Below are 11888 nucleotides of genomic sequence, written 5' to 3'. Positions count from 1 at the left end.
GTACAATATGGATCTAGACACATTACAAATCTATAAATCATTAAGGCTTCCGATCCTGGTGCTTTCCATATTTACGATTATCTTATACGTATATAGAAGTTCCAGAAAGGAAAGAATGGAAAAACCAAAATTCAGAATGTTGGAGGAGGATTAAGATGAGCGACCCAAACAAGGAATTCGACGGGATCAGACAGGCAGACAATCCTCTTCCTGAATGGTGGAAATGGGTGTTCTTAGGATGTGTAATTTTCGCAGGAATTTACGCGGTATACTTCCACGTATTTTCAGATTGGGGAACAAGCGAATATTACGCTGCCCAGATCCAAGAATACGAGAAAGAATTTCCGAATCGTAACGTTGCAGTCGAGTCCACTGATGGCTCCAATCCATTCAGAGGAAACCAAGACGCAATCAATGCAGGACAGAAAACATTCCAAACCTATTGTGTAGCCTGCCACGGTCCAACAGGAGAAGGTTTAGTAGGCCCGAATCTAATGGATAAAGAATGGTTACATGGAAACACCGACAAGGAACTTTATGAAACCGTTATGAAGGGAATTGCTGTAGAAAGAGCTAAACTAGGTAGAGGACCAATGCCTGCACACGAGAACTCTTTAGGTTCCGAAAAAGTATACCAAGTACTGGCATGGTTGGCCTCGAAAAATCCGGAGCTTAAATCTTCCAAATAAATTCAACCGTCTCAGAGGATCCTAAGGAGGAGCAATGATCATTTCAAGGCCAATGCAAGGAAAGATAAGGACTGCCAGAAATTACGTCCAGGTATTCTTAGTTCTTCTCTTTTTTATAACCCCTTGGATTCGCTGGGACGGATTTCAAGTTATCCGATTGGATATACCGGATAGAAAGTTTTTTCTATTCGGTCATATTTTTATTCCTCAAGAAGGATATTTTCTTCATCTATTCCTGATTGCAGCAGGACTTTGCCTCTTCTTCTTTACGACCCTAATCGGCAGAGTTTGGTGCGGATGGGCCTGCCCTCAAACCATCTACTCCGATATTTTCGATTGGATAGGAAGAAGGATCCAAGATTCCAAATATGGAAAACAAGACGCAAACCGAGCATTAGTAGTTTTAACTCATCTAGCTTGGATCTTGGTCAGCTTTGCTGCATCTTTCGCTTGGATCTCATACTTTGCCGATCCATTCAAAATGATCGGTTATTTCCAAAATCCTAATTCAGAATTCCCTACCTGGTCTTTATTTCTAGGATTTTTTACGTTCGCTATGTATGCGGACATTGCCTTTATACGAGAACAATTCTGCAAGTACGGATGTCCATATGCACGTTTCCAAACAGTGATGATGGACAATCATTCGGTCAATATCACTTACGATTACACAAGAGGAGAACCCAGAAGAAAGGGAAAAACCAAGATCGGGGACTGCACTGCTTGTAATATGTGCCTTGTAGTATGTCCTACAGGAATAGATATCAGAGATGGAGCCAATCCTTGGTGTATCGCATGTGGAAAATGTTCGGATGCATGCACAAAACAAATGGCTAAAGAAAATAAAAAATCACTAATAGGTTATTGGTCGGAAAACCAGATCTCAGAAAAAGGGTCCCCCATCCGCTGGGTCCGCCCAAGAACGATTATTTATGCACTTTTCCTAATACTTACGATTTTTTCCATCGGGTTCTTATTATCTAAAAGAGTGCCGCTCTATCTTTCCGTTCTTCCGGATAGGAATATACAACCTATGTTGGTCCAGGACGGGATTGTGCGGAATTTCTATGAAGTACAAATGCAAAACCTGACTTCTAAGGATAGGACCTTAAAATTTGAAATAGAAAACTCAGATCTTCAGGGAGAAAGAAGAATACTCGTCGGTGGAACGGAAGAAGCTACAGTAGAACTAAAAGGTAATTCTGAAGAAAGATACAGACTTTTTATAGAGCTTAAAATAGCGGAACAAGACGCCCAAAAAAGAAGTCATGATATCAAGCTAAAAGTAATAGATATTCAGGATTTTGAATATTCCAAATCCGAAACAGTTCCGTTCCTACTTCCGGTTTCTATATCCGGATGGAAATTACCAAATGATGAGAGGATAGTCCATGGACGTTAGTTTAAAAAGAGCATTTTGGGTGATCAAGATCGCATTTCTGGCATTATTTGTAGCTACATTTTACACTGTAAAACTTGCATTATCAGGACATACACCGGCAATCGACTCGAATTATTACGAAAAAGGACTCAAATACGAAGAGTCCATTCTATCTCAAAGAAAAATGATAGAGGCCGGCTATGGATTCCAAGCGGATTGGATCCAAAAACCAAGTATACTCCAATCAGGAAAACAAGAACTACAGTTGGAATTCAAACATGGACAAGAAAAGATCAAAGGTGCTCAGATCCAAGTTCAGTTAGATAAAACAGCTACCGAAAAATTTAATGAAACGATTACTTTAAAGGAAATAACTCCGGGAAAATACAAAGGAACACTCTCCATTCCGTTTCCGGGAGAATGGAGAGTTTCAATTTCCGCCAAAATCCCGGAAGGAACCTTGGAAAAAACCGTATCGGCTAAGGTAATCCATTGAAAGTATTAGAAAACAAAACATTATGTTTTCATTGTAATACTGAAATTGACGGGATATCTATAATCAGAAAGGAACATGGAGTTGAAAGAGAATATTGTTGTAACGGCTGCTCAGAGATCTCTCATTTATTACTCGAAAACGGATTAGACCAATTTTACCAAATCAGAGGAACACAGTCCTTAGAACCGATCGATAGAGAATTTCAAAAAAATTCTCCTGAAGAATTGGATAATGAATCCGTATATTCGGAATATTTAGAAAAGAAGAATGGTCCGGATTCAAACGTATATATAACTGTCACCAACCTACATTGTTCCGCCTGTGTATGGCTGATCGAGACAGTTCTCACAAAAAAGGAAGGTATCCAAGAAGCCAGGATCAATTTTGGGACAGGAAGACTAAAAATAGGCTTCGATCTTTCTAAGATCACACTCGGAAAAATAATCAAAACAATCGAAAGTTTAGGATATAAAGCCAAACTATATTCTCCATTAAAAGCGGAATCGAAAGTGGAGAAACCGTTTAGAGAACTGAGCATTCGAATGATAGTCGCAGGCTTCTGTTGGGGAAATATCATGTTATTCTCAGCTAGTCTATACGCCGGTTATTTTGAAGGAATGGAATTAAATATTAAAAATTTATTCCATTATATTTCTTGGATATTTGCCACTCCCGTTTATTTTTACTCAGGTTATCCCTTCTGGAAAGGAGCCTATGAATCCTGGAAAAGAAAACTACTGGGAATGGACACATTATTATTCGCAGGAGTCAGTCTCGCCTACTTCTATAGCATTTATGTAACCGTCTCAGGCAAAGGAGAAGTTTATTTCGACTCCGTTTGCACAATCTACTTTTTCATTTTACTCGGAAAATATTTCGAGGCAATGATCCGATACAAAGCAGGCGCCAAAATCGGAGAATTACTCTCCCTTCTACCCGAAGAATACGAAGTTTCCAAAAAGGGAGTTTGGTCCAAACATTCTGCTTCTTTTATTGAAAGAGGAGATTTAGTCAGATTGTCCTTGGGAAGTAAGGCACCTGTAGACGGGATCTTAGAATCCGAAACTGCATTTTTTGATGAATCCGTTTTGACAGGAGAAAGTAAACCGATCCGAAAATCAAGGGGAGCAGAAGTCAAAGCAGGCTCGGTTTCTCTTTCCACCGACGTGAAATTCCAGGCGAAAGGAAATACGAACGAAAGCTCTCTTGCACAAATAGGTAGAATATTAGAAGATTCTTTATTAACAAAACCGAAAATCCAAAGAAGTACCGACAAACTGGCTGCGGTATTTATTAAAATTGTACTATTTGTCGCGATAGGAACATTTATCTATTGGTTTCAATTCCATTCCACAGAAGATGCTATCTTAAATACGATCAGCGTATTGATCGTAGCCTGCCCTTGCGCGTTAGGTTTAAGTGTCCCTGCAGCTCTAGTGATCAGCCATCTACTCCAATCTAAAGAAGGAGTACTTGTCAAAAATCCGGAATCGGTAGAAATTTTAGCAAAAGCAAATCGAATTTTCTTTGATAAAACCGGAACCTTAACTACGGGCAAATTAGAATTAAACGCAGAGAAGTACTTCGTATCAGACAAAAATCCTTCTAGGTTCAGAGAAATCGCAATCAGATTAGAATCCAGATCTTCTCATCCGATCGCAAAATCGATTATAGAAGCGTTCGCAAACCAAACGCCCGAGTTCTTAGAGGAAATATCTACGGATATCATTGCCGATAATTCCTCTAACAATCCCCCTGATTGGACCTCCTACAAAGAAATTCCAGGAGAAGGAATGGAGGCAAAATTTGCAGGCAAAACTTACAGGATCGGTAAAAAGAACTTTGCCTGGGAAAATAAACCCGAAAACGACGGATGGGTTCACCTAGCTGAAAATGGTATTCCTTTAGTCGCCTGGGAATTTAGGGATAAAGCCAGACCGGAAGCAAAAAGTTCCATCCAAGAATTAAGATCATTTTTTTCTAATATGGAAATTTTGTCCGGAGATATTCCATCTAAGGTGGAAACACTTTCCAAAGAACTCGGGATCCAAAACTTCAAAGCAAATCTAACTCCTATCCAAAAAAAAGAAAGGATAATCGAGGCCCAATCTTCCGGAGAAGTGGTTCTAATGTTGGGAGATGGAATTAACGATTCTGCATGTATCGCCCAGGCAGATTTAGGCATTTCCATGGGAATGGGTTCCGATCTTTCTTTGGATAAATCGGATATCATCCTAGTCAAAAACAGATTGGATTCACTCCCAAAATCAGTATTAATCGCCAGAAAAACAAGAAGTGTCATTTTACAAAATATATGTCTTTCTTTAGTTTATAATTCCATAATGATCCCTCTGGCAGCAGGAGGATTGATGCTCCCGGTGATCTGTGCAGGCTTTATGACTTTGAGCTCATTGACAGTAGTATTAAATTCAATTTCTTTAAAACATAGGGTATTTACATGAACGCTTTGTATCTGACAATTCCGATCGCACTTATGATCTCCTTCGGAGCATTTTACATATTCCTACTTAATCTAAAGTCGGGACAATATGAAGATATCGAGGGCCCTAAATATAGAATATTATTCGAAGAAGATAAACAGGACAAATCTAATTAGGAGTTTATTATGGAATTGGTATCTGCGATATTATTCGGATCCTTTTTAAACGGTCTAACAGGTTCTTTTCACTGTTTGGGAATGTGCGGTCCTTTGGCAGGAAGTTTAAATCTTACAATCTCCCCTTCGGATAAAAAGACAAGTTCGGTTCTATTACAAACTTTATATAATCTAGGAAGATTGGTCTCTTATACTTCCATAGGTTTAGGCTTTGGATTTTTGGGGAAGGTTACAAACAAAAGCCTTTCCCTATTACTTCCTGCTCAAGAATTTGCAGCATGGTTCGGTGCAGCGTTTATTCTACTCTTTGGACTTTCCATTATCTTCCAAAAAGATTGGACCCAAAATAGATTTTTCTCCAAGATTTTTTCTAAGCTAGGATCTAAACTTTTAAGATCCAGAGAAAACAAGAGCCCAAGTTTTCAATTAGCGATCGGTTTTATGTTCGGGATGATCACAGGTTTTTTACCCTGCGGGATATTATATCCTGCATTCGTAATGGCATTTGCAACAGGATCTCCTGCATTCGGCGCTTTGAGTATGTTCTTTTTCTTTTTAGGGACCTTCCCTTTACTATTCGGATTCGGATTCGGTTTAGGATTTAGGATGATCTTAACAAAATTCGGAAAGGATAAACTCAAACTCGCAGGTTTTGCGATCATTCTTCTTTCGATTTCCTTGATGTTATTCAGAATGAATCATACTCATAACCATTCTGAACCCGGAGTGAAAATGGAAGAAGGTGGCCATCATCACCACCATCATTAAATTTTAAAATTCGGAGAATTCTAAGGATCTTTTTTCAGGGAATAAATACCATCTTTGGATTGCTTCCGATACCATAAACCATTTGGTATTATCTTCAAAATGACTGGGAGAGCCAGGCACAAAATAGACTTTTTTAACCGTGCTCTCTATCTTAGAAAAAATAGAACGATTCACTATTCTTCCCGTAAAATCAAGCTCTCCTAAAATATTCAAAACGGAAAGGTTTAAAAATTTGCCGTTATATTCCTGGAGGCCATTTCCTATCAGGATTAAACTTTCGACCGGGGAATCCGAACTTCCAGCTGCACGGAACATTCTACCGGCAATTACGGAAGAACCTATATAAGAAATTTTTAAAGAGTCCGCGCCTTCTATATTTTTGATCTGTTTAGTGATCTCTAAAAGACGATCGGATAATAGATTTATATCAGAACGATTTGCGTGGATCTCCCTTTCCTCTTGGGTCAATAAACCTTTTAGAAAAAGAGTGGCCACTCCCCTTTCATTCAGAAAATTTCTCATCTTAGAAAACCGATCCGCAAATTTGTCGTCCTTCTCATCCAAAACCAAAACCGCCAAAAAGGCGGCCTGGCTTGGAATAAAAAGTTCTCCTTTTAGTTGGACCCGATTTACTTGAAAGTCGAGAGTGGTTTGAAAATCATACCGGACCATTTTATAAAACTGTAATTTTCGATTTAGAAAAGGTTCGGATGTTTAATCCAGCAAACGAAGAAGAGCCTCTTCATTTTTAATCACTATTTTTCTTTTGTCTATTTCCACCCAACCTCTGCTTTTAAAATCAGCCAAGGCACGAACCAAGGTTTCTGTAGTCACACCGATCATAGATGCCATGATCTCGCGAGTGAATGGAAGATCTTCTTCCGAGTCTTGGGATTCTGATAATTGTAGTAAAAATTCCGAAAGTTTTGCGTGAACCTGACGAGTTCCTAAAGAATAGATCTTATTCTCCGATTCCACTGCCTCGATGGTAACTTGTCTAAACACTGAGTTTTGAAATTGTGAATCGGAGTTTAGAAGCCTGCGAAGTTCTTCTTCCTCTACGAACAGAACTGTGGATTCAACAAGTGCAACTGCATGGTGCAGATAATTTCCGCCTATAGCCGCATCTCTGATCCCTACCCAGTTACCCGGATGATAAATTTTGAATGTATGCTGTTTTTCTCCGGAACCTGAAGTTCTATAAGATCGGATGGAACCGGTCTCGACTATATAAAATCCGTTGGCCTGCTCTCCTTGGGAGAATAGTATCTCACCTTTGGAAATTTTCCTACGGGTAAAATTAAGTTCATGGTGGTGGAGAAGGTTTTCTTTTAGAAAAATTTCCCTTGGTAAAACTCGGTTTGTTTCAGTTTCGATTTTTACTGCGCTGGTCATGTTTAAGTCCCTTTTATATCTCGATGTTCTTACCATACGTGAGAATAAAGCAAAGGTCAAGGGCCGGTGGGAGATCCTACCGATTGGGGCGGTTTCCTGCGGATTTCCAGGGTGAAAATTCCCGACCCCAAATCATGGATTATACTTCGAATTCGAAAACTTCTCCCCTTTGTGGGATCTGTGTATCCCAACCGTATTCTTTGCGGATACGATTTCCCAAGATCTTGCTTGCGTCTTCTTCTCCATGCACAATGAACACTTCTTTGGGCGGAGTTTTGATCTTGGATAACCAATGAATAAGCTCTGTTTGGTCTGCGTGAGCTGATAAGCCGTCTATATTTTGGACATCACATCTGACTTCGTGATATCTACCTCGGATCTTGATCTCAGTATCTCCTCTGAGCAGTTTATTACCTCTGGTTTCTTTTGCTTGGTAACCTACGAACAATACTAAAGAGTTAGGATCTCCTAAAGAATGTTCCAAATAGGAAAGAACTCTGCCTCCTGTGGCCATTCCACTTCCGGCAATCACAATTTTAGGACCTTTTTTGTTTGCGATCTTTTTAGTCTCAGAAGATTCGGTAATGCAGAATATATCCTCTTTAAGTTCGGCTAATTCATCCTCCTTTAATTTATGCCATTCACTTCCATAAATATTAAATAAATCTAAAACTTTGGAACCCATAGGGGAATCCATATAGACGGGAATATTCGGGATTTCGCCTTCCTTCATCAATTTCCAGATCAAGTACATGACTGCCTGTATTCTCTCTACAGCAAAACATGGAATGATAATAGTTCCTTTAGAAGTGGAGAATTCATGGATCAACTGAGCCAAACGTTTGATTGGATTTCCTCTGTGTATCCGATTTCCGTAAGTGGATTCTATCAGAATAATATCACCTTTCTCCGGCTTTTCAGGAGGAAATAAAAGAGGGTCTTCATCCCTTCCGATATCTCCTGAAAAAATTAGAGTTTTATTACCGATCTTTAATTCTATAAAACTAGCTCCTAAAATATGACCGTTATATCTGAAACGGAATTTTATATTTGGATCTATATCGAACCATTCTCCAATCTCTACCGCATGAAATAGTTTGATAGTCTTCTCCGCATCATCACTATCATATAAAGGAAGAGCGGGCTTATGTTTTGAATATCCCCCGGAATTTGCAAGTTCGGCATCTTCTTCTTGTAATTTTGCGCTGTCTTTTAGGACTATATTAGATACATCTAATGTCGGCTTAGTCCCGAATATTTCGCCTCTAAACCCCTTTTTGACCGCTCTTGGTAGATATCCGCAATGATCCAAATGTCCGTGGGTTAGAAGAATATGATCTATTTCAGTCGGGAAAAATTGGTCGGAGTCCCAATTTAGAAGTCTTAACTTTTTCTCTCCCTGAAAAAGCCCGCAGTCTATCAAGATCGTTTTACCGAAAGCTTTTACGAGATATTTTGAACCTGTAACAGTTCCTACTCCTCCTAAAAATTGTAAACTAGCGAGACGATCCTCTTTCTTGTTTTCCACTTTATATTCCCCTTTAGATACGATTCTTCCCGGTTTGCGGGAAAGAGAGGAGGATATATAAATTTCTTTCTTAAGTCAACGGTTGGAATGGGATACGGGGAATTCCGTTCTTAAACGGTAAAATTACAGGGAGAAATTAGAGAAGTTCTTTGATCTTGGAGATATATTTTCTTCCAACAGGAAGTTGTGTTTCGTCCTCATCCTTTAAATGAACCGAGTAATTTCCCATATTATCACTTTGTAAATGAGATAACTTTTCCAGATTAATTATGTATTGTTTATATATTCTTAAAAACTTGGCAGGAGGAAGTTTTTGTTCCAGGCTTTTTAAGGATTTATAAGTTACATACTGTCTTTTTTCGGTATGGACCACGCTAAAATTATCTCTGGAAGAAATGTAAATGATCTCTCCATAGGGAATTAGAAAATGATTTTCCTTTTCTAAAATAAAAAGCCCATGTTCGTTAAAAACATTTTTGGAAGGTTTGTCCGCCTCATTCCCCAAAATTTCCAAGGCCCGATCCACAGCCTTAAAAAATCTTTCTTTAGAAAATGGTTTGAGTAGATAATCGATTACACCAAATTCAAATGCTTCGATTGCCTTGTCTCTTAATGCAGTGATAAAAATGATATAGGGAGGATTTTCTAGTCTTTCTAAAATATCCAAACCGGAAAGAATAGGAAGATTGATGTCCAAAAATGCGAGATGGAACTCTTCGTTCTGTAAGTATTCGAGAGCTTCCTCTCCGTCTTTTGCGACTTTTACTAATTTTAATTCAGGTCGGGCTAAACAATAATTTACGAGTAGTTCCCTGGTAGGCGCCTCATCCTCAACGATTAGTGTTTTCCATTCTGCCATACGTTATTAATTTTTCGCGGATTTAAAACCGATCGTGACGATTGCGCCACCCTCAGGATGATTTTCAATTTTTACTTCCGAATCGTAAAGATAAAATTTCAGACGTTCCGAGATGTTCGCGATACTTCTGGAATGAATATTTGCATCACTTAGGCCTTTTCCATTGTCTCGGATGGTCACTAAAGTTTTTCCATCTTGGATAGAAGCTTTTACGCTAATCTTTCCTTTTCCTTTTCTATCTCTTAAACCATGGATATAAGAATTTTCCACAAGAGGTTGCAGGGTTAAAGGAGGGATTTGGCATTGTTTAAAATTTCCCAATTTTTCGGATTCCACTTCCAAGAAGTCCGAAAATCTAAGCTTTAGAAGTTGTAGATAGTTCTCCATAAATTCCCATTCTATATCGAAAGGGACAAGTTGTTGGTTCGCTTGATCCATTAGAAATCTATAATTATCTGCAAGCATCAAAATGGCGGAATCCGCAAGCCCGGGATTTGTCTGTAGATAAGAATGGATAATACTCAAAGTATTAAAAAGAAAATGAGGGCTCATCCTATCTTGTAGGATTTTCAGATTATTCTCCGCGTGCCTGGCCTTCTCCTCGGTTTCCTTTCTTTCCGTGATATCGTTCCGAATGGCAAGGTATTGGTACGGTTTTCCATTATCGTCCAAAATTGGAGAAATGGTCGTATCCACCCAATAATATCTTCCGTCTTTCGCTTTGTTTTTAATCTCACCCTTCCAAATTTTTCCTTTCGCGATCGTCTTCCAAAGATCTACAAAAAATTCCTTAGGATGATAACCTGAATTGATGATACGATGGTTATGGCCTAAAAGTTCATCTCTTGAATAACCGCTTATATCGCAGAAGTTCTGATTCACATAAATGATCGTACCGGCTCGATCCGTGATCGCAACGATAGAAACCGCATTAAGTGCAGTTTGAAAATCGGAAAGTTCCTTTAATGAACTTGTTAACTCTCTTTCTATCTCCTTGGTCCTGGTAATATCCACGCCTACGAACCAATTCGTGGAACCGAACAACGGGAATTCCGACGAGATATTCGAAAGGGAGACTAACTTTAATTTTCCCTCCTTAGAAATTAGGTCCAACTCCCAATTCTTGAATTCGGAATTTAAAAGTTCGGGATTAAAACCGGAAGATTCCCCTTCTCCTTTTACCTGGATAAGATTTTTGAAGGAGAAGTTTTTATCGTTTAAAATTTCTTCGGAAGAAAATCCCAAAACTCTTTCACATTCATAGTTCCAGGAAAGAGGCCTAAAGTTCTCATCCAAGGAAAAGAAGAGGATAGGCATATTATCCAAAACTTTTTTCATTTTTACTTCGCTTTCCATAAATCCAGAAACCTAAGGTGTATTAGATCAAGTCTTCATTAAATCCGAAAGCCCGGTTCTTACTCAATCAAAATTATACGTGGATATGTCCTGAAAAAGATTCGAAAACATATCCATAATTACTACATCTATCTTAAGATTTGGACAATTCTAAAATATCTTCCACTTCTACAGTATTCTTACTAAAACCATTTTCACTCGCACGGATCATCGCAACTGCAAGTTGTTTCAAAGTAGAAACTCGTTTTGGGAAAATTGCTCTTAAGATCGGAAAACTCCAACCAATATACTTATAAGCGGACAAAGTATTTTTTGCTCCTGGAGTTGGGTGCATATAACCCGGACGGAAATTATACACCTTCGAAAAAGGAAGTTTTAATAGATCATTTTCAGTTTTTCCTTTTACTCTCGCCCACATTGTTTTTCCCTTTTCAGTGCTATCCGTACCTGCACCTGAAATATAAGAAAAACTCATATTAGGATTTAAAGAAGCCAAGGTACTTGCCACATGTAATGTCAATGTATGAGTTAGTTTAAAAAATTCTTCCTCACTTAATCCTATGGAAGAAACCCCGGAACAAAAAAAACAGGTATTATACCCTTTCAATTTGTCTTTGATTGCGGAAATATCCGAAAAATCGGAATGTAGGACTTCCTCCACTTTAGGATGAGAAATTCCATACGACTTCCTATTCAGCAAAAGTATCTTTTCCACATTTGGATCTTCTAAACATTCTAACAAAACACCTTCTCCCACCATTCCTGTGGAACCTGTGATAATTACTTTTAATTTCATTTG

Annotated in this window: 13 protein-coding genes; 7 read left to right on the top strand and 6 right to left on the bottom strand. The window is 38.6% G+C overall.

Features of this window, described 5'->3' with window-relative positions:
* Positions 1–7: 7 nt before the first annotated feature.
* From EHO58_RS15770 to EHO58_RS15740, 7 genes are read left to right on the top strand one after another with little or no spacing between them, the layout of a single operon-like run.
* Positions 8–154 (top strand): cbb3-type cytochrome c oxidase subunit 3, encoded by a 147-nt coding sequence (locus tag EHO58_RS15770; RefSeq protein ID WP_020768294.1) that lies wholly within the window; start codon positions 8–10, stop codon positions 152–154.
* 1 nt (position 155) lies between these two features.
* Positions 156–689 carry a cbb3-type cytochrome c oxidase N-terminal domain-containing protein gene (locus tag EHO58_RS15765; protein WP_135680571.1) on the top strand — a complete coding sequence of 178 codons (534 nt, stop codon included), beginning with the start codon at positions 156–158 and terminating at the stop codon, positions 687–689.
* A 34-nt stretch (positions 690–723) separates the two neighbouring features.
* The gene (gene ccoG, locus EHO58_RS15760) at positions 724–2091 is read left to right on the top strand and encodes a cytochrome c oxidase accessory protein CcoG (RefSeq protein ID WP_135680570.1); all 1368 of its coding nucleotides are present in this window, start codon (positions 724–726) and stop codon (positions 2089–2091) included.
* Positions 2081–2566, top strand: coding sequence for a FixH family protein (locus tag EHO58_RS15755; protein ID WP_135680569.1), 486 nt, complete (start codon positions 2081–2083; stop codon positions 2564–2566). The genes ccoG and EHO58_RS15755 overlap by 11 nt, the downstream gene beginning before the upstream one ends.
* Complete coding sequence (locus EHO58_RS15750; RefSeq protein WP_135680568.1) at positions 2563–5028, top strand: heavy metal translocating P-type ATPase; 2466 nt, start codon at positions 2563–2565, stop codon at positions 5026–5028. Before EHO58_RS15755 ends, EHO58_RS15750 begins: the two co-directional genes overlap by 4 nt.
* On the top strand, positions 5025–5183 hold the full coding sequence (ccoS, locus tag EHO58_RS15745) for a cbb3-type cytochrome oxidase assembly protein CcoS (RefSeq protein ID WP_135680567.1): 159 nt from the start codon (positions 5025–5027) through the stop codon (positions 5181–5183). Before EHO58_RS15750 ends, ccoS begins: the two co-directional genes overlap by 4 nt.
* Before the next feature lie 9 nt (positions 5184–5192).
* Complete coding sequence (locus tag EHO58_RS15740; protein WP_135680566.1) at positions 5193–5951, top strand: sulfite exporter TauE/SafE family protein; 759 nt, start codon at positions 5193–5195, stop codon at positions 5949–5951.
* Positions 5952–5954: 3 nt separating this feature from the next.
* On the opposite strand, the gene EHO58_RS15735 is transcribed toward EHO58_RS15740, so the two are convergent.
* The 6 genes from EHO58_RS15735 to EHO58_RS15710 form a co-directional block, all read right to left on the bottom strand.
* Positions 5955–6623: a dienelactone hydrolase gene (locus tag EHO58_RS15735; protein ID WP_135680565.1), complete on the bottom strand. Its 669-nt coding sequence runs from the start codon at positions 6621–6623 to the stop codon at positions 5955–5957.
* A gap of 42 nt (positions 6624–6665) precedes the next feature.
* On the bottom strand, positions 6666–7346 hold the full coding sequence (locus EHO58_RS15730; RefSeq protein WP_135680564.1) for a Crp/Fnr family transcriptional regulator: 681 nt from the start codon (positions 7344–7346) through the stop codon (positions 6666–6668).
* A 139-nt stretch (positions 7347–7485) separates the two neighbouring features.
* On the bottom strand, positions 7486–8874 hold the full coding sequence (locus EHO58_RS15725; protein WP_135680563.1) for an MBL fold metallo-hydrolase RNA specificity domain-containing protein: 1389 nt from the start codon (positions 8872–8874) through the stop codon (positions 7486–7488).
* 136 nt (positions 8875–9010) lie between these two features.
* The gene (locus EHO58_RS15720) at positions 9011–9733 is read right to left on the bottom strand and encodes a LytR/AlgR family response regulator transcription factor (protein WP_135627148.1); all 723 of its coding nucleotides are present in this window, start codon (positions 9731–9733) and stop codon (positions 9011–9013) included.
* Positions 9734–9739: 6 nt separating this feature from the next.
* Entirely contained in the window at positions 9740–11089 is a 1350-nt protein-coding gene (locus tag EHO58_RS15715) for a PAS domain S-box protein (RefSeq protein WP_135680562.1), read from the bottom strand.
* Between the two features lie 133 nt (positions 11090–11222).
* On the bottom strand, positions 11223–11885 hold the full coding sequence (locus EHO58_RS15710) for an NAD-dependent epimerase/dehydratase family protein (protein ID WP_135680561.1): 663 nt from the start codon (positions 11883–11885) through the stop codon (positions 11223–11225).
* Positions 11886–11888 lie beyond the last annotated feature (3 nt).

The organism is Leptospira selangorensis (assembly GCF_004769405.1).
GTDB classification, from domain to species: Bacteria; Spirochaetota; Leptospiria; order Leptospirales; family Leptospiraceae; genus Leptospira_B; species Leptospira_B selangorensis.
This window is presented reverse-complemented; position numbering and strand designations above follow the sequence as displayed.